We start from the raw sequence: 18104 nt of genomic DNA, 5'->3' as shown, positions 1-18104 counted from the left end.
TCAGCCTCTTTTATAATATTCCTGAATGGGCGTAACCGTCAGACCTTTTTGTCCTGCCGCGATGGCTACTATGCACGCTTTCGCAGCCTCAACGGTTGTGACGTAGGGCACACTGTAGCTCAGCATGGTACGTCTGATGGATTCGCTGTCCAGTCTGGATTTTTTACCTTCAGGGATATTGATAACAAAGGCGATTTCGCCGTTTTTAATTTTGTCCACAACGTTTGGACGAATACCTTCGTGAACTTTTGCAAGTTTAACGACTTCAAGTCCGTTTTCGCGCAGGAAATTATAAGTTCCTGATGTCGAAACAAGTTTAAAGCCGGTCTTAACAAGTTCCCTCGCAACGCCAAGTATCTCCTCTTTAACGGAGTCTTTAACGCTGATGAAGACGTTGCCGCTTTTGGGAAGTTTATTTCCTGCGGCTATCTGAGCCTTGTAAAATGCGCTTCCGAAATGGGAGTCGATACCCATGACTTCGCCTGTGGATTTCATCTCCGGTCCGAGTACAAGGTCTGTTCCGGGGAACTTGACGAAGGGGAATACTGACTCTTTCACGGTGAAGTAGCTTATGTCCACCTCTTTTGTGAAGCCGAGGTCTTTCAGTTTTGCGCCTGCCATGACCTTTGCCGCCATTTTTGCCAGCGGAACACCTATAGTCTTGCTGACATAGGGAATTGTTCTGGATGCTCTGGGGTTTACCTCAAGCATATATATCTCTTCGTCTTTGATGGCATACTGGATGTTCATCAGACCGATGACTTTAAGCTCTTTCGCGATATTCTTTGTATATTCAAGGAGTTGTGCGCGCACAGCATCGCTTATGGTTCTTGACGGGATTGAACACGCGGAGTCGCCTGAGTGAACGCCCGCCTCTTCAATGTGCTGCATGATGGAGCCGATAACGGTTGTTTCGCCGTCGCTTATGGAGTCAACGTCCACCTCGGTTGCGTGCTGGAGGTATTTATCTATCAGAACAGGGTGCTCTTCGCTGGCTTTAACTGCGTACACCATGTAGTTCTGGAGCGATTCAGTGTCGTACACTATCTCCATAGCCCGACCGCCGAGAACATATGACGGACGCACAACAACGGGATAGCCTATCTCTTCGGCTATTCTGAAAGCATCCTCGGCATTTTTTGCTATGCCGTTGGGCGGCTGTTTTATATTCAGTCTGGTTATCATATCCTTAAAGCGTTCCCTGTCTTCGGCTATGTCTATGCTGTCCGGTGAGGTGCCAAGAATCGGAACGCCTGCTTTTTCCAGCGGTACTGCCAGTTTAAGGGGTGTCTGACCGCCGAACTGGACGATTACGCCGAAGGGTTTTTCTTTATCTACAATATTAAGAACGTGTTCCCTCGTAAGGGGTTCGAAATAGAGTCTGTCGGATGTGTCATAGTCGGTTGAAACGGTTTCAGGGTTACAGTTGACCATGATTGTTTCGAATCCCATCTCTTCAAGGGCAAAAGAAGCATGAACACAGCAGTAGTCAAACTCTATACCCTGACCGATACGGTTGGGTCCGCCGCCGAGAATCATTATCTTTTTCCTGTCAGTGGGTTCCGCTTCACACTCTTTTTCATAAGTGCTGTAAAGATAGGGAGTGAAAGACTCGAACTCCGCACCGCATGTATCAACGCGCTTGTATACTGCCCTGCCCCTTGTCTTCGCCCAGACATCAAGCTCTGCGCAATTCATGAGTTTTGCCAGTCGTTTATCACTGAAACCCATCTGCTTTGCTTTAATAAATGTCGCCTCATCTATTGATGATATTGATATTTTTTTAAGTTCAGCTTCAAAATCTATTATCTGTTTGATGTTATCTAGGAACCACGGATCAATGAAACAGAGCTCGTGAACCTCAGCAACGGAGAATCCTGCTCTGAAAGCCTCGCCGACATACCACATACGTTCCGCAGTGGGTCTTCTGAGCAATGCTTTGATCTGTTCGATTGCAGCTTCTGTCTTGCGCTCTTCGTCGCTGAAAACCTCGTCGAAACCGGATTTACCTATTTCAAGAGAGCTTATCGCCTTCTGGATGGACTCCTTGAAGGTTCTGCCGATAGCCATAGCCTCGCCTACGGATTTCATCTGAGTTGTCAGAGTGTTGTCCGCACCGGGGAATTTTTCAAAGGTAAATCTGGGGTATTTGGTAACACAGTAGTCTATTGTAGGCTCGAAAGACGCGGGGGTCTTGAGCGTGATGTCGTTTTTAAGTTCGTCCAGAGTATAGCCCACAGCGAGCTTTGCCGCTATTTTGGCTATGGGGAAGCCAGTTGCCTTTGATGCCAGCGCGGAGCTTCTGGAAACTCTGGGGTTCATCTCGATGATAATCTGTTTTCCTGTTTTGGGATCAACGGCAAACTGTACGTTTGAACCGCCAGTATCGACGCCTATCTCGCGGATAACGGCGATGGCGGCGTTACGCATTATCTGGTATTCCTTATCCGTAAGGGTCTGGGCGGGTGCAACTGTTATACTGTCGCCGGTGTGAACGCCCATTGCGTCTATGTTTTCGATGGAGCAGATGATAACGACGTTGTCGTTGAGGTCGCGCATGACCTCAAGCTCGTATTCTTTCCAGCCGAGAACCGATTCCTCAACCAGAATTTCAGTTACAGGAGACGCTTCCAGCCCCCATTCAACGTATTCTTTATATTCTTCCATGTTATAGGCGACGTTTCCGCCTGTTCCGCCGAGAGTGAACGATGGGCGGATGATTGCGGGGAAGCCTATTTTATCGATGCAGTCAAGGGCATCCTGATATGTATTGACCACGTAGCTTTCGGGCAGGGTCAGACCTATTTTTTTCATAGCCTGTTTGAAGAGTTCCCTGTCTTCCGCTTTGTCGATAGCCTCTATTTTAGCGCCGATAAGCTCAACGTTATATTTATCCAGCACTCCGGCGGCATGAAGATCTTTCGCAAGGTTAAGGGCAGTCTGTCCGCCGACTGTGGGCAGAATCGCATCGGGTCGTTCCTTTGCGATAACTTTTTCCGCCATTTCAACATTAAGGGGTTCGATGTATGTAGCATCGGCTATTTCGGGATCTGTCATAATTGTCGCTGGGTTAGAGTTGATGAGGATAACCCTGTACCCCTCTTCTTTAAGCGCTTTTACAGCCTGTGTTCCCGAATAGTCAAATTCGCACGCCTGTCCGATGACGATAGGTCCGGAACCTATTATCATGATAGACTTAATGTCTGTTCTCTTAGCCAAAATATCCTCCGATGAACCTCTATGGGCAAAACTTCAATTTTCTATCAGATTTCAGCCGTTTTTACAAGGTTATTATGTGCACCGGACTGAATTTATATATCGCTTTCCTGCGGTCTGTTTTTAACTTTCTTAACCTTAACGGGTTCTTCGTCAGTAAACTCTGTAGCGAGGTAAAGATCTTCAACCTTTGCCCTTGCCCATGGCGTCTGCCGCAGAAATTTCAGACAGGACGGAACCGACTGATTTTTTATGAAACACTTGATGGTGATAAGTTCGCCCAGCTTTTCCCATCCGTAGTGTTTTGCAAGTCTGTTCACAATCATTTCCAGCGTGATTCCATGAAACGGGTCTTTGTTTTTCAAGTTTTCAGTCATATTAATCCTTTGTGTTATTCGAAAAAAAAGCCCTGACTCAACAGGGCTTTTAGTTTAAGCATATTTTTCAAGAAGGAACAAGCACGACATTTTTAAAGGATCCGTAAGAGAGTGATGCTTTCCAGTGGTATCCTCCTTTACCATAACGGAAATCTGCTGCATTGAAATGCCGGTAAGTTCTGAAATCGTTGAAAGACCTATGTTCGCCTTTTTAAGCTCGTCCAGAAGGTCTTTAAGCGGAGTAGTCTTTACAAAAAACTGTATTTCGTTTGTGGATTGGAGTTTTTTTCTGTCCAGCCTCGTTTTGCTGGCGAAAACCCAAGGGGTGTAGATATAGGTAAGTCCAAGTGCGGCCGCGTGTTTGCAGAAAAGTTCTCTGGAGTTTTCACAGCTGCATGTATAGCCGATTGGATCACTCGCCAGATCAAGACTGACCTCATAGTCACCATGGTTGCCCTTTATAGTTCCTTTGATAAGCGAACCGTCAACAGAGCAGTTATGGAACTTCCCGACATAATTCTCTGCTCTCTGCAAGTTTATGCCTGAGCAGATGTTTTTGAGCTGTTCTTCAGTAAGTTTAATTAGCTGCATCGGGGTTGCCTCCTGTAACGTTGGTGTATATATCAATTAAACCGCACAATAACGCATAAATCAAATCGAATTACACCTGTCAGGCAATATCTATGTATTCCAGTTCTTTTTTCCATTTTTTCGCCAATACCTGTTTTATGACAGCATTTTTAGACTGCGAAAGCGAAGGATCGTCCGAGAGCACTTCGGCGGCATCATGACGCGCCTGCTGAAGCACCTTAACATCGCGCACAATGTTTGAAAACCGAAACTCCGGCAGTCCGGACTGACGCGTTCCGAAGAAATCTCCGGGGCCGCGCATCTCAAGGTCAATTTCGCTGAGACGGAAGCCGTCCGCATATCGGCACATGGCGTTTATGCGCTCCCTGCCCTCTTCGGAGACCTCTTTTCCTGTTATGAGCATACAATAGGACTGTCTGTGGCTTCTTCCCACACGCCCGCGCAACTGATGCAACTGTGAAAGCCCGAATCGCTCGGCGTTCTCAATTACCATGACGGTTGCCTGCGGAACATCCACACCAACCTCAACAACTGTGGTTGACACCAGAATCTTTATCGTGCCCGCTTTGAAAGCATCCATAAGCTGCTGTTTCTGCTCGTGTTTCATCCGCCCGTGGAGCAGTCCCACGTTCTCTTCACCGAAAACCCCGCAGAGGTTCTCATACTCGTCTGTGGCTGCTTTCAGGTCTATCTTCTCGCTCACGTCTATGAGCGGATATATCACATATGCCCCGTGTCCCTTGGCAATCTCAGAGGCAATGAGACTGTGTGCATCTTCTATATTATTGCTGTGTTTAGTTATTATGGGTGTACGCCCCGGAGGCATCTCGTCTATTATACTGATGTCGAGGTCGCCGTAGAACGAAAGCGCCAGTGTCCGCGGGATAGGCGTTGCCGTCATAAGAAGGATGTCCGGCATGTATCCCTTCTCTATCAATGATTTTCTCTGCTCAACACCGAAACGGTGCTGTTCATCTATTATAGCAAGCCCAAGGCGCATAAAATCTGCATTCTCCTGAATCACAGCGTGGGTGCCCACAACAAAATCCATATGTCCGGCGGCAATCATCTCTTTGGTGCGTTTCTTCTCCGACTGGGTCATGGAACCTGTCAGAAGCGCCGCTGTAACGTCGGTTCCCTGAATGAGCTTAATAAGGTTAGCCATATGCTGTCTGGCAAGAACCTCTGTGGGGGCGATTACGGCAACCTGCCAGCCGTTTTTTACAGCCACAAGCCCCGCCGTGAACGCAACGATGGTCTTACCGCTGCCCACGTCCCCCTGAACCAGTCTGTTCATCTGTCCGGTGGCTGACATATCGTTAAAAATCTCCGCCATGACCTTTTTTTGTGCGTGTGTGAATTTAAAAGGCAGAAGTCCTTTTATCCACTCAAGATATTCCATTTTTATGTCAAACCTTATGCCCTCCTGGCGGGCGTAGGCTTTCTTTTTATACAACAGCCCCATCTGAAGATAAAAAAGCTCTTCGTAAATGAAGCGCTGATATGCAGGATGGCTTCTGTCGGACAGAGATGGCAGTTCGTACGGTGTGTCAGGCATGTGTATCAGCCTGAGCGCCTCTTTCGCGGAAGGATATTTGTATTTCATCTCATATCTGGCGGGCAGATAATCAGGCACAAGACCAAGATACCGCTCCAGAGCGGATTTAACAGCGGAACAATAGCTTTTCAGCGCTACGGTTTTAGGCAGAGTGTAAACGGGGATTATCTCGCCCATCTCGTCCTCTTTGATGAACTGCGGGTGGATTATCGATTCCATGCCGCTGAAATTACCTGATTGACCGTAAAGTGTGTATTTATCGCCCTCTTTTAGAGCGCCAGACGGGAATTTTGCTGAGAAATGAAACCAGATTGCACAGAACTGACCGAAATCAGCCTGAAAAACAGCCCTGTAGAATCTTTTCCTGTTTTTGGTTATAACGACACCACCAGTTTTGAAAACACCTGTCAATGCACGCTTTCCGCTCTGGGACTCGCCTATATACTCGTATCTGTAAGGGAAATGATAGAGCATATCCTCGACAGTTCGGATATTCTGCTTTTCCAGAGCATCCGCAACCTTTTTACCTATGCGCGGGAGACTGCGGATGTCTACTGCTTTAAACTCTTCGGTAGTGTTTGCGGACTGTGCCAGAAGTGTTATCTCGGCAAGGATATTCTCAAGCTCTTTGCGCTCGTAAGTGTCTTTAAAAACAAAACCCGCAGAGTCAAAACCGCTGCGGGTGGTTATATCTTTCAGCGCATCCAGATATTTGCGCGGATTTTTAAAGTAGTCCGCCGTGTGATCTTTAATATCTGCAAGCAGTCTTAAAAGTCTTCCTCTGTCGTTTGCCATTTAAAACATGTTCAGAGCGGAAGATTCATTTCCTGAGAAAACTTTATGTACATCAAGGATTATCACCATTCCTGTTTCGGTCTTCGCAACACCCTGAATGTATTTAGTATCGGCGCCTGTGGATGCGGCTGGAGCCTTGTCCACAACATCGCTGCTGACGCGGAGAACATCCTCAACGTTATCGACAATAAAGCCTATTTTGCGTCCGTTGAGGTTGACAACAATTATACGGGTAGAGTTTGTAAAATCAGATGCCATAAGCCCGAGTTTCTTGCGCAGATCCACGATAGGGATAACCCTGCCCCGAAGATTTATGATGCCCTCAACAAATGAAGGTGCCTTGGGGACGGTTGTAATATCCACCATGCGGAGAATTTCTTCAATATCCATGATATCGATGCCGTATTTATCTTCAGCAAGAAGCAGACGGACATACTGTTTATATTCGGACATGGAGAACCTCTTTGTATTTTTGTGCAATCATATCAGTTTAATCGGAAGATTGCAAATATTATACTAAGGCGCCTGTCTTCTGCACAATTTTGTTATTCGCATCTACCTGAACGACTGTGGGCTTATAGTTTTCAAGCTCCTTTTCGTCGTACATGGCAAACGTGGCGATTATAACCATATCGCCGACATGCACCTTGCGCGCCGCCGCTCCGTTAAGGCATATTTCGCCGCTGCCGCGTCTGCCTTCAATGGCGTACGTCTGGAAACGTTCGCCGTTTGTTATGTTCCAGATATCTACCTTTTCATACTCTCTGATGCCTGACGCTTCCATAAGGTCGAGATCGATGCCTATGCTGCCTTCATAGTGCAGATCAGCATCTGTAACTGTGGCTCTGTGAATTTTTGATTTGAACATCTCTCTAAACATGATGCACCTCAAAATATCTGTTATCTATCAATCTTGCTTTTCCGACATATACGGCAAGCGCAACAACGAAATCCGCGTCTGTCATGCCCACTGAGACCAGAGTCTCAGGATTTACCGTTTCGATGTAATCTATCTTCGTGTGCGGATGACTCAGAATGAAATCCGCAATCTCTTTTCTTATGGTTTCAGTATCCTTCACGCCCTTTTTCAGCAGGTCTTCGACAACTTTGAAACTGCCGCTGAGAGCCAGTGCTGAAACGCGTTCCTCCGCACCGAGATAAACGTTTCTTGAGCTGAGTGCCAGACCGTCAGCCTCGCGCACGATAGGCATCCCCACAACTTCAACGTCCATGTTCAAGTCTTTCACCATACGCTTTATAACCTGAAGCTGCTGATAATCTTTTGATCCGAAATATGCTCTGTGGGGTTCAACAATGTTGAACAGCTTTGTAACCACAGTTGCAACCCCGGCGAAGTGCACAGGTCTTGTGATCCCGCAAAGAACCTCTGTGATACCGGATAACTCAACCTTAGTGCAAAAACCTTCGCCGTACATCTCCGAAGGTTCGGGGTTGAACACGATATCCGCGCCGTTCTTTTTAAGAAGTGCGCAGTCGTTTTCGAAATCGCGCGGGTAAGCCGCAAGGTCTTCCGTGGGTCCGAACTGTGTCGGGTTAACAAATATGCTGACCACAGTCACGTCGTTGTTTTTAACCGATTCGCGCACCAGCGACATATGCCCTTCATGGAGAAACCCCATGGTGGGAACAAGTCCCACAGTTTTAGCAGATGCCTCTATTTTTTTAATTTCAGTTTTTATATCAGCTACTTTTCTAAATATCTTCATCTATCACCTCAGAAAGAATGTATATCCTGCGGGAATTCAGCGGTTTTTACCTCTTTAATATAAGTCTTTGCCGCCTTTGATATTATCTTATTAACATTGGCATACTGCTTGACAAATTTTGGTGTGAAGCCGTCGAATATACCGAAAACATCATGAAAAACAAGCACCTGTCCGTCGCAATGAACTCCGGCACCTATGCCTATGGTGGGTATTTTCAGGGTGTCCGTTATCACCTGCGCAACAGAACTGACAGTGCCCTCAAGCACTATAGAAAACGCTCCTGCCTCTTCCAGTGCAACAGCATCGGCAAGCAATTTTTCGTGCCCTTCCCTGCCCTGTATGCGGTATCCGCCCATTGTACTGACGAACTGCGGCATGAGACCGATGTGACCCATAACGTTTATGCCGCATCCGGTGAGTTTTTTTACCAGTCCGGCACGTTCTCCGCTGCCTTCAATCTTAACAGCGTCAAATCCGGTCTCTTTAATGACGCGGATAGCGTTTTCAAGGGCTTGTTCGTCTGATACATGATAGGAACCGAACGGCATGTCGGCGATAAGAAATGCGTTAGTCGCGGCACGTTTGACCATTTTACAGTGATAGATTATTTCATCTACCGTGACCGGAAGAGTGTTTTCATAGCCGTTTATGACCATTCCAAGGGAATCACCCACGAGAATCATATCTATTCCGGCTTTGTCCAGTATAGATGCAGACGTGAAATCATATGCGGTGAGACAGGATATTCTTTCACCGTTAGACTTCATTTTTTTGATTGTATTGACTGTAATCTTTTTGATATCAGTGTGTTTGCTCATATCCAACCTCTGATTTTCTGATTACAGACGCAAGACATGGCAAAAATTGAACTTTGTTGATTTGCGGTGTCTCGGTCCGAAGATCCAAGCAAGTGAATAATAGGTAATTAAAGAACTTACGTCAAGATAAAAAAAAGAGATCTTACGACCTCCTCTGGTTGTTGACAAAAAACTAAGAAAATCAGATTGCTTAATCCTTTCAGTCCTCGCAAAGACGAAAGTTGCTGCCATTACAGAGAAGCCAAAGTCTTTATGAAACAGCTTTGCTATGAGCTAATCCAATTGAGTTTAGACCAGTTTATCATCAGTCAGAGGAGGTCTTACGACCTCCTCTGTTAACTTTTTAGAAAGTTGGCGGCGTATCCACCCAGAGAGCCACAGCCGGTTTATCGGTTCTGTTGCGTATCTTGTGTGGCATGTTTGAGCTGAAATATATGCTGTGTCCTGCCGGAAGATGGTACTCATCAGCACCTATCACCACGCAGATCTCGCCTTCTATAACGTAACCGAACTCTTCACCTACGTGCTGATAATATTCGGAACCTGTTTCACCGTAAGGGTCGAGCTCTATAAGCATGGGCTCAAGTTTTCTGTTAACAAGTTTAGAAGCGATGAACGACATCGAAATACTCTTGTTTTTAAAAACTTTATATTCCGAGGGATCAAACACGTTAACAATGTTGCGTTCATCCTCAAAAAGTTCGCTGATAGTTGTTCCGAGCGCAAAGCAGATCTTTTTCAGCGAAGCGATAGAGGGTGAGTTCTTTCCATTCTCTATCTGGCTGATAAAACTTTTGGTAAAACCGGTTTTCTGGGATATATCCTCAAGGGTCATACCAAGTTTTTTTCTGATCTCTCTTAATTTGATACCGTAAGGCATAATAACACCCCATAAAAATAATTAAGATTATATATTAAATAAAGACACACTGTCAACATCTTTCGTTAATAATTAATCTTTTATTTTACGATATTTACTAATATATTACCCAATATTATCTTATTTTAATTAATATCTCGTCAAAAATTACTTTAACAGTTGACTGAAAACAAATAGGCGAATATCCTGTTTTAAATATTATTGGACAGGTGATTATATGGAATCTGTATTACGCAGGCTGAACACCGCTCCTGTTAAGGGTGAAAGAGTTTTTACAGCAGACAGCGCAGATATAATCGGCGAAGTTATACTTGATGATGACGCAAGCATCTGGTTTAACGTCGTTTTAAGAGGCGATGTGGAAAAGATAGTCATAGGGAAATGTTCAAACGTTCAGGACGGAACCGTTATACATACCACTTTAGATAAATTCCCTACTATATTAGGTGATTACGTCACAGTAGGACATAACGCTATGCTTCACGGATGCAGAATAAACAACAACGTTCTGGTTGGTATAGGTGCAATCATCCTTGATGATTCGGAAATAGGAGAAAACTCCATAGTAGCCGCAGGATCCCTTGTCCCCCCCGGCAAGAAGTTCCCTCCCTGCTCCCTCATAATGGGCAGCCCCGCAAAAGTGGTGAAGACATTGGAACAAAAGGATATTGACGGCATAAGAAACTACGCCGACAGATATATCAGCTACAAGAACATGTACCTTGAAAACGGATATAAGTCGATTTAAATATTAGTAACATTTTTTTTAATAAGAATATCAGATACAAAAAAAGCGGAGGCGTTAACCTCCGCTTTTCTATTTGAAAGATTGTTGTCTTATTTGCCGTCGAACAGCGACCATGGTCCTCTGTGTTTGGAGTAGTCAACTGCTTTCGCTTTGTCAGCGTCAACATCTTTGCGGATCTTAAACACCTGACCGGGGAAAATCAGGTCGGGGTCTTTAATCTGCTCTTTGTTAGCCCAATAGATGAGCGGCCACATAAATGGGTTGAGGTATTTCGCTTTAGAGATATTCCAAAGATTATCGCCTCTGACGACTTTATACTTCATTATATCTTCAACTGAACCTGCAACCGGAGTTGAAGCAGCGGCTGAACCCTTGGTATCCGCTTTCATTGAAGCGGCTTTGCCCTCTGCAATCTCTTTCTGGATGGTATCGTTGTCAGTAGAAACAGATTTCAGCACAGCAAGTGCTTTTTCGCCTTCGCATTTGTCAATAAGACCTTGAGCCTCATCAAGTTTTGCTTTGGCTGCCTGATATGTGGCGGAGTATTTGGCTCCGTCCTCAGCATTTGCGGCAAGGTTGTTTTTTGCAGCTGCAAGCTCGGCTTTAGCCTGCTCGTTAACTTTCGCTCTTTCAGCGGCAACAAGTTTAACTTTTTCAAAATCGGCTGCTGCTTCAATCAGTTCAGCTTTTGCCTGTTTGTAAAGCTCACTTTTATCGCCACCTTTTTCAGCTTCAGCAACTTTTGCTTCCGCAGCTTCGAGTTTTTGTTTAGCAGCTAAGTATTCGGTTCCGGCGCACATTTCTGCGCCGCCCTCCTGAGCTGCCTTCATGGCGGCTCTGGCGTTGTCCATCTCCTGAACGGGAGGTTTTGTGCAGCCTGAGACTAACACAGCGGCTGCTATAACAGCCATAAACAGCAATTTAGTTACTCTGCTCATTTCATCCTCCGGGTTTTGTTTACATATAATAATATCACACATGAAATAGTTTGTCAAAAGTGCAAACTACTTATTTTTGTAATATTTATATAATTTATCAATCGTTCTCAGGGACGTTGAACTGCATAAAGAGTTCTTTAAGCTGTTTTTCGTCCACTTTGCTGGGTGCATCGCTCATCATATCGGTTGCTCTCTGCGTTTTGGGGAACGCAATAACGTCTCTGATGGAGTCGGAACCTGTCAGTATCGATGCAAGTCTGTCCACGCCAAACGCTATACCGCCGTGGGGAGGCGTTCCGTAGCGCAGAGCCTCTATGAAGAAGCCGAATTTATATTCCCTCTCCTCTTCCGTGAAGCCGAGAGCGTTGAACATTTTCTCCTGAACGTCGCTTCTGTGTATCCTTATGGAACCGCCGCCTATCTCCGAGCCGTTGAGAACAAGGTCATATGCTTTGGCGCGCATCTTGCCGGGATCTGTGTCAAAATAGTCCACGTCCTCGTCCAGCGGAGCTGTGAAGGGGTGGTGAACAGCGACGTATCTTTTATCTTCTGCATCGTATTCAAGCAGCGGGAAGTCCAGCACCCATGTGAATGAATACTGATCCTCTTTTATGAGACCGAGCATATTTGCGAGTTTTATACGCAGTTTTGACATATAAAGGTTCACGATTTCCTTTTTGCCTGCGCCGAAGAAAATGATATCGCCCGGTTTTGCGCCCAGTTCGCTCACAATCTTATCGGCAGAATCGCCGAGGAACTTAACAATAGGCGACTGGAGACCGTCTTCGTTCACTTTTATGTATGCAAGACCGGCTGCGCCGAGTCCTACAACGAAGTCTGTCATATCATCGATGTCCTTTCTTGAGAATTTCTCTCCTGCTCCCTGTGCAACAACCGCTTTTACAACCCCGCCGTTCTTAACAGTGTCGTTAAATACTTTGAATCCGGAATCTTTAACGAGGTCGTTGATAGTTTTAAGGAACATTTCGAAACGGGTATCGGGGGCATCATGACCGTATTTTTCCATAGCGTTGTCATATGACATTCTGGGGAAACCTTTTGTCAGTTTGATACCTTTTATTCTGTCAAAGATAAGGATGAACATGTCCTCGATGAGGTCCATGAGGTCTTCCCTGTCGATAAACGACATCTCCATATCCAGCTGAGTGAACTCAGGCTGGCGGTCTGCGCGGAGGTCTTCATCACGGAAGCATTTTACTACCTGAAAGTATCTTTCGTAGCCGGCAACCATCAGAAGCTGTTTGAACATCTGGGGCGACTGGGGCAGCGCGTAGCACTTTCCGGGGTTCACACGGCTGGGAACAAGGTAGTCTCTTGCGCCTTCAGGTGTTGATTTTGTAAGGAAAGGCGTTTCGATGTCCATGAAGTTTCTGCTGTAGAGAAACTCTCTGACAGTGCGTGTCAGTTCGTGGCGCAGTCTGAGGTTGTTCTGAAGTTTCTGTCTGCGCAGGTCGAGGTATCTGTATTTCAGCCTTACGTCTTCATTCGCATTGGTGTAATCGTCTATCATAAAAGGAGGAGTATTTGCGTTGTTCAGGATGCGCAGTTCGTCAACCATTATCTCTATTTCGCCTGTAGGAAGTTTTGTGTTGACTGTTCCGTCCGGTCTGCCGGAAACGGTTCCTTTAACAGCGATAACGAACTCGTTTCTCACGCTGTTGCCCTGTTCGTGGACTTTTTCGTTATATTCGGGGTTCATTACAACCTGAGTAAGCCCCTCTCTGTCTCTGAGGTCAACGAAAATAACGCCGCCGTGGTCTCTGCGTCTCTGAACCCAGCCCATAAGACAGACCTTTTCGCCGATGTTTTTTCCGGTAAGTTGTGCGCAGTGGTGGCTTCTTCGCCAGTCTCCCATGTTTGAAAGCACGTTAATTCCTCCTGAGTTTATCTATAATATATGCCGTAACCTTTGCGGTCTCAATCTCTTCCTGCGTACCAGCCTGCATGTCTTTGACAGCGGCGGTGTTTTTAGCAGCTTCGTCCTCACCTATCACAACGGTGAAAAGTGCACCGTATCTGTCGGCAAGGCTGAACTGCTTCTTCATCTTTCTGAAATCGTAGTCCATATCGACACTGATCCCCTGTGAACGCATTTCGTTCGCAAGTTTAAGTGCGGTTTTGTCTGAAACGTCCTTAAAGCTGATGATGAACACGTCAAGATCGTTCTCTTTCTCCGTTTCGTTGAGCATACAGAGACTAACCAGCCTGTCTATGCCCACCGCAAAGCCTATTCCCGCAGTGTCCGGACCGCCGAGGAGTTGAATCAGTCCGTCATAGCGTCCTCCGGCACCCACGGCGCTCTGGGAGCCGAGTTTGTCGGTTATCATCTCAAACGCAGTGCGTACGTAATAATCCAGTCCGCGAACCATCATAGGGTTCACTTTATATGGAACAGAGAGCGCGTCAAGGTAGCTTTTCACACCTTCGAAGTGGTCTTTGCACTCGTCGCAGAGATAGTCAACGGCTTTGGGCGCGTCTGCGGTTATCTTTTTGCAGGACTCGTTCTTGCAGTCGAGGATGCGCATGGGGTTTTTGTCAAGTCTGCGCAGGCAGTCTCCGCAAAGATGGTCTATATTCGCCTTGAAATATTCGATAAGTTTTTCGTTGTATGCAGGACGGCAGCTCGGACATCCGATGGAGTTTATCTCCATACTGACGTAGTCCTTTATGCCGAGATTTTCAGCCAGCTTATAGAGCAGATAAATAACGTCCGCATCTATTGAAGGACCGCCGGAGCCGAAAACTTCGATCCCCGCCTGTGTGAACTGGCGGAATCTGCCCTTCTGCGGGCGTTCCCTGCGAAACATGGGACCTATGTAGTAGTATTTTGATATTCCAGGTGTTGAGAACAGTTTATTTTCAACATACGCTCTGACAAGTGACGCTGTGCCCTCCGGACGCAGTGAAACAGACGTGCCGTCCCTGTCGTCGAAGGCGAACATCTCTTTCTCAACTATGTCTGTTGTGGAGCCTATGCCTCTGTTAAATACTTCTGTTTTCTCAAGAACCGGAAGATAGAACTCTTCGAAATTGAACGTGCGGAATGTCTGCCTGAATACCTTTTCAACTTTGTTCCAGTATCTGGCTTCCAGTCCGTATATATCTCTGAAACCTTTGACTTTCTGATACACGGGAAATATTCCTCCAAAATCCTGATATTATGCTTAAAACACTGTCCAGTCAACAGTAAGGTTTCAGAGTTTAAATTTTATCTTCGCGATGGCGGTTATAGCAAGCGAAGCCTCTTCTATATCCAGTTTCGAAAGATTCAGAGTGCCGTGGTACATCCACTGGTCATTTATATCCTTATCGAAATGGTGTCTGAAATATTTCTCTTTTCGTTTGTCAACTTCTTCAATGCGCTCTTTAGCGTCTTTTTTAGATATGTTCTCGCGGGCGCTCACCCAGCGTATCCTGTCATCATCCGCGGCAATAAGTCTGAAATGCAGCGTGTCCGGCACGTCTGCAAGTATACAAACCCCGCCCCTGCCCATTATCACGGCATTTGTGGTGTCCGCCGCCTTCATGATTATCTTTTTTATCATCGCCTGAAAAGTGTCACTGTCGAACGCAGTTGTATCAGGATTGTATTTGTCGAAAAAAGTTTCGGCTTCCTGAATGGCTATCTCTTTCGCAGTTTTTTCGGAATAATCGGTTTTACTGAGCATTTCCGTGAACATGCCCAGGTCGAAATATTTCGACATAAACGACCGCATGGTGGAAAACTCCTCCTCGTCAAACTGTTTCAGCTTCTCTTCGTCTGTGCTCATCAGAACGGAAGCTATGCGTATCAGTTCTTTATGAAGGAATTTGAATCCGAGTTTTTCTGCGACGCGTTCCGCGACGTATTCACCGCCGCAACCGTATTGTCTTGAGATGGTTATGACCGCCATATGCACACCCCCAGTTTGCTTATGCCAAGATCGTCCTTGATATTTTTTACCATATCATTGACATTTAAGCAACTTAGGGGGTGAATGTAATCAGGATAAATTTCTGCCAGAGGTTTAAGAACGAAACTGCGGTTCTGCATTTCTTTATGGGGAAGAGAAAGACCGTCAAACTCCGCAACAATATTGTCATAGTCTATAATATCTATATCTATAAGCCTGGTATACCATCTTCCGGTGTTCTCTCTGCCCATAACTTTTTCAAGATTTTTGACTGCTGAAAGGAGTTTTTCCGGCGGAAAATCCGTGCGGACAAGCATACAGAGATTAAAATATCCATCCTGTCCGTCACGCAGCAAAGATGCGGTCTTATATATCGAAGACACACGCACAACCTCACAAAAGCAGGATATTTCGTTTACGGCAAGGGCAAGATTGCGGGCTTTCCGCCCCAGATTACTTCCCAGTCCCAGCACCGCTAAGTTCTTTTTGCGCATCCTCCATCCTCGCTCTTATGATATCAACCATCTCTCTGTCTTTGATTCCGTCGGGGCTTACGGGGTCGAGGAAACATATACGCACTTTTCTGAAAGGATTGATGATAAACGCCCCTTTCTTCATAACCTTTCCCGAACCGTCTATCACGAAAGGGATAATCTGTTGTCCGGTGCGGACGGCAAGTGTAAATGCTCCCCGTTTGAAAGGCAGCATAACTCCGTCTTCGGATCTTGTTCCCTCCGGGAAAAGGAGCACAGAATAGCCTTCCTGAATCTTTTTGGCAGCATCGAAAAGGCTTTTAAGTGATTCGCGGCTCTCACCCCTGTCGATAGGGATAAGTCCCATATGCTTGATGGCATAGCCGAAAAACGGTATGGAAAAAAGCTCTCTCTTCGCCATGAAAAGAAAGTCCTTGTCTATTATGGATATCATGGAAAATATATCGACATAGCTCTGGTGGTTGCCCATAAAGACGTAGTTCTTGTCCGGCTCTATCTTTTCAAGCCCCTGAACTTCATAGCGCACAAGAAACAGTTTTGAGCTTATCTTTGCCCAAAGTCTTGCCAGATAGAAGAAAGGGTTTTTGCCGACAATAACGAAAGGAACTCCGCAAACTGTAAGGAAAGCGGTCGTGAGACCGAAAGTTATCCATACGAAAAGGCTGTAAATCGCTTTCATTTAACCTTGCCTGCGATGTCGCCCAAAACACCGGAGAAAGTCGGGTGATTAAAGACAAAATCTTCAAGTTTATTAAGAGATATTCTTGACTGGATCATCATTGAAAAGGTTGTTACAAGTTCCGCCGCACCACTGCCAATCGCATGGCATCCGAGGATTCTTTTAGTGGCATCGTCATAAATAACCTTTATGAAGCCCTTGAAAGTACCTGACATTATGGCGTTTTCAAGATTTTTGAAGGAATGTTTGATAACCTTGCACTCTATTCCCGATTCCTTCGCCTTGTCCTCGCTTAGTCCGACAGCGGCTATCTCCGGATCCAGATGCAGTATACGCGGGCAGTATTCCGCCGATATGACCTTGCTCTTCTCAAGTATGTCGTTGGCAACCATATCCGCCGACATGAACGCCCAGTTAACAAACATATTGATACCGGTGCAGTCGCCGACAACATAAACGTTCCTGTTGGTTGTGCGCAGGCTTTTCGTCAGCTTAGGGAATCCTCTCTCGCACAGCTTTATCCCTGCGCTGTCAACACCTATCCTGCCCATGTTAGGTCTTCTGCCTATTGACAGAAATACCTCTTCCGATTCAAGTTTGGTGTCGTTACTCAGAAAAACGATGGTCTTGTTGCCGACCTTCTCTATACGCTCCACAGACACGCCTTTAATTATCTCAACTCCGTTCTTTTTAAGCTGATCCTCATAGTCTTTAACAACCTGTCTGTCAATGGTTGCAAGAACTTTCTCAGTTTTTTCAATAATAGTCACAGTGGAACCTATCCGTCTGAAAAAAGTTGCAAACTCGGTACCTATGAAACCGCCGCCGACAACTATAACGCTTTTTGGAGTTGCGTTCAGTTCGAAAATATTTGTGGAGTCAATGAGTTTTTTAGTAGACGGAACGTTTGTTGCCATATTGTTGGAACCGGTGGCTATTACTGCTTTTGAAAATCCTATAAGAAAGGACTGTTTTTCATCCGTAACACGCAGGGTATTCTCATCTTCGAAAACAGCGGTTCCGCGGATAACCTGAACACCGGACTGCTCCAGTTCGTCCTGAAAATCTTTTACGAGCTTAGAGGTTATGCCGTCAATATACTTTTTAGCTTTTTTAAAGTCGAATGAGGGAACTTTATCATAATCGACGCTTAAAAAGTTAGAAGCCTTGTTGACGCTTCTTTCGTAAAGATAGCTGATATGCAGCAGCAGGTTAGACACAACACTCCCGGCGTAGCAGTAACTGCCGCCTATGTTCTTGTCTATCAGTAAAACCTGTTTTCCGCTGTCTGCCAGTTTTTTGGCACATTCGATGCCGGCAGGACCGGCACCGATGACAACTATATCAAAATGCTGCTTTACCATAAGGT

The 18104-nt window shown here is 45.7% G+C and carries 17 protein-coding genes; 1 reads left to right on the top strand and 16 read right to left on the bottom strand.

Annotation, left to right across the window (positions count from 1 at the left end; translation table 11 throughout):
- The 9 genes from carB to Q7P67_RS03265 form a co-directional block, all read right to left on the bottom strand.
- Window positions 1-3219, bottom strand: a complete 3219-nt coding sequence (gene carB, locus Q7P67_RS03305; RefSeq protein WP_303850464.1) for a carbamoyl-phosphate synthase large subunit — start codon at window positions 3217-3219, stop codon at window positions 1-3.
- A gap of 92 nt (window positions 3220-3311) precedes the next feature.
- Window positions 3312-3593, bottom strand: coding sequence for a VF530 family protein (locus tag Q7P67_RS03300; RefSeq protein ID WP_303850463.1), 282 nt, complete (start codon window positions 3591-3593; stop codon window positions 3312-3314).
- A gap of 54 nt (window positions 3594-3647) precedes the next feature.
- Window positions 3648-4184, bottom strand: coding sequence for an SWIM zinc finger domain-containing protein (locus Q7P67_RS03295; protein ID WP_303850462.1), 537 nt, complete (start codon window positions 4182-4184; stop codon window positions 3648-3650).
- Window positions 4185-4263: 79 nt separating this feature from the next.
- Entirely contained in the window at window positions 4264-6537 is a 2274-nt protein-coding gene (gene recG, locus Q7P67_RS03290) for an ATP-dependent DNA helicase RecG (protein ID WP_303850461.1), read from the bottom strand.
- Window positions 6538-6990 (bottom strand): chemotaxis protein CheW, encoded by a 453-nt coding sequence (locus Q7P67_RS03285; protein ID WP_303850460.1) that lies wholly within the window; start codon window positions 6988-6990, stop codon window positions 6538-6540. It abuts the gene before it with no gap.
- Window positions 6991-7048: 58 nt separating this feature from the next.
- Complete coding sequence (gene panD, locus Q7P67_RS03280) at window positions 7049-7417, bottom strand: aspartate 1-decarboxylase (protein WP_303850459.1); 369 nt, start codon at window positions 7415-7417, stop codon at window positions 7049-7051.
- Complete coding sequence (gene panC / locus Q7P67_RS03275) at window positions 7410-8264, bottom strand: pantoate--beta-alanine ligase (RefSeq protein ID WP_303850458.1); 855 nt, start codon at window positions 8262-8264, stop codon at window positions 7410-7412. Before panC ends, panD begins: the two co-directional genes overlap by 8 nt.
- Before the next feature lie 8 nt (window positions 8265-8272).
- Entirely contained in the window at window positions 8273-9082 is an 810-nt protein-coding gene (gene panB, locus Q7P67_RS03270; protein ID WP_303850457.1) for a 3-methyl-2-oxobutanoate hydroxymethyltransferase, read from the bottom strand.
- Between the two features lie 343 nt (window positions 9083-9425).
- Window positions 9426-9962 (bottom strand): helix-turn-helix domain-containing protein, encoded by a 537-nt coding sequence (locus Q7P67_RS03265; protein ID WP_303850456.1) that lies wholly within the window; start codon window positions 9960-9962, stop codon window positions 9426-9428.
- A gap of 217 nt (window positions 9963-10179) precedes the next feature.
- On the opposite strand from Q7P67_RS03265, the gene Q7P67_RS03260 reads away from it, so the two are divergent.
- A complete protein-coding gene (locus tag Q7P67_RS03260) occupies window positions 10180-10710 on the top strand; it encodes a gamma carbonic anhydrase family protein (RefSeq protein WP_303850455.1) in 531 nt (176 codons plus the stop codon).
- A gap of 89 nt (window positions 10711-10799) precedes the next feature.
- Here Q7P67_RS03260 and Q7P67_RS03255 read toward each other — a convergent pair whose 3' ends face one another.
- The 7 genes from Q7P67_RS03255 to Q7P67_RS03225 form a co-directional block, all read right to left on the bottom strand.
- A complete protein-coding gene (locus Q7P67_RS03255) occupies window positions 10800-11648 on the bottom strand; it encodes a LysM peptidoglycan-binding domain-containing protein (protein WP_303850454.1) in 849 nt (282 codons plus the stop codon).
- Window positions 11649-11745: 97 nt separating this feature from the next.
- Window positions 11746-13536, bottom strand: a complete 1791-nt coding sequence (gene aspS, locus Q7P67_RS03250) for an aspartate--tRNA ligase (protein WP_303850453.1) — start codon at window positions 13534-13536, stop codon at window positions 11746-11748.
- Window position 13537: 1 nt separating this feature from the next.
- Window positions 13538-14800 (bottom strand): histidine--tRNA ligase, encoded by a 1263-nt coding sequence (gene hisS, locus Q7P67_RS03245; protein WP_303850452.1) that lies wholly within the window; start codon window positions 14798-14800, stop codon window positions 13538-13540.
- Window positions 14801-14863: 63 nt separating this feature from the next.
- A complete protein-coding gene (locus tag Q7P67_RS03240) occupies window positions 14864-15562 on the bottom strand; it encodes an AAA family ATPase (RefSeq protein WP_303850451.1) in 699 nt (232 codons plus the stop codon).
- The gene (folK, locus tag Q7P67_RS03235) at window positions 15550-16056 is read right to left on the bottom strand and encodes a 2-amino-4-hydroxy-6-hydroxymethyldihydropteridine diphosphokinase (RefSeq protein WP_303850450.1); all 507 of its coding nucleotides are present in this window, start codon (window positions 16054-16056) and stop codon (window positions 15550-15552) included. Before folK ends, Q7P67_RS03240 begins: the two co-directional genes overlap by 13 nt.
- The gene (locus Q7P67_RS03230; RefSeq protein ID WP_303850449.1) at window positions 16016-16735 is read right to left on the bottom strand and encodes a 1-acyl-sn-glycerol-3-phosphate acyltransferase; all 720 of its coding nucleotides are present in this window, start codon (window positions 16733-16735) and stop codon (window positions 16016-16018) included. Before Q7P67_RS03230 ends, folK begins: the two co-directional genes overlap by 41 nt.
- Complete coding sequence (locus Q7P67_RS03225) at window positions 16732-18099, bottom strand: NAD(P)/FAD-dependent oxidoreductase (RefSeq protein WP_303850448.1); 1368 nt, start codon at window positions 18097-18099, stop codon at window positions 16732-16734. Before Q7P67_RS03225 ends, Q7P67_RS03230 begins: the two co-directional genes overlap by 4 nt.
- Between the last annotated feature and the right edge of the window lie 5 nt (window positions 18100-18104).

The organism is Seleniivibrio woodruffii (assembly GCF_029267515.1).
GTDB classification, from domain to species: Bacteria; Chrysiogenota; Deferribacteres; order Deferribacterales; family Geovibrionaceae; genus Seleniivibrio; species Seleniivibrio woodruffii_A.
The sequence above is the reverse complement of the archived record's forward strand: the minus strand, read 5'-3'. Positions and strand labels throughout refer to the sequence as shown.

Excerpts from the sequence above, each read along its gene's own strand:
- Q7P67_RS03285 (WP_303850460.1), bottom strand. The coding sequence starts at position 6,990 with ATGTCCGAATATAAACAGTATGTCCGTCTGCTTCTTGCTGAAGATAAA.
- Q7P67_RS03255 (WP_303850454.1), bottom strand. The coding sequence starts at position 11,648 with ATGAGCAGAGTAACTAAATTGCTGTTTATGGCTGTTATAGCAGCCGCT.
- panC (WP_303850458.1), bottom strand. The coding sequence starts at position 8,264 with ATGAAGATATTTAGAAAAGTAGCTGATATAAAAACTGAAATTAAAAAA.
- Q7P67_RS03295 (WP_303850462.1), bottom strand. The coding sequence starts at position 4,184 with ATGCAGCTAATTAAACTTACTGAAGAACAGCTCAAAAACATCTGCTCA.
- Q7P67_RS03225 (WP_303850448.1), bottom strand. The coding sequence starts at position 18,099 with ATGGTAAAGCAGCATTTTGATATAGTTGTCATCGGTGCCGGTCCTGCC.
- recG (WP_303850461.1), bottom strand. The coding sequence starts at position 6,537 with ATGGCAAACGACAGAGGAAGACTTTTAAGACTGCTTGCAGATATTAAA.
- Q7P67_RS03260 (WP_303850455.1), top strand. The coding sequence starts at position 10,180 with ATGGAATCTGTATTACGCAGGCTGAACACCGCTCCTGTTAAGGGTGAA.
- panB (WP_303850457.1), bottom strand. The coding sequence starts at position 9,082 with ATGAGCAAACACACTGATATCAAAAAGATTACAGTCAATACAATCAAA.
- Q7P67_RS03265 (WP_303850456.1), bottom strand. The coding sequence starts at position 9,962 with ATGCCTTACGGTATCAAATTAAGAGAGATCAGAAAAAAACTTGGTATG.
- Q7P67_RS03240 (WP_303850451.1), bottom strand. The coding sequence starts at position 15,562 with ATGGCGGTCATAACCATCTCAAGACAATACGGTTGCGGCGGTGAATAC.
- Q7P67_RS03230 (WP_303850449.1), bottom strand. The coding sequence starts at position 16,735 with ATGAAAGCGATTTACAGCCTTTTCGTATGGATAACTTTCGGTCTCACG.
- Q7P67_RS03300 (WP_303850463.1), bottom strand. The coding sequence starts at position 3,593 with ATGACTGAAAACTTGAAAAACAAAGACCCGTTTCATGGAATCACGCTG.
- panD (WP_303850459.1), bottom strand. The coding sequence starts at position 7,417 with ATGTTTAGAGAGATGTTCAAATCAAAAATTCACAGAGCCACAGTTACA.
- folK (WP_303850450.1), bottom strand. The coding sequence starts at position 16,056 with ATGCGCAAAAAGAACTTAGCGGTGCTGGGACTGGGAAGTAATCTGGGG.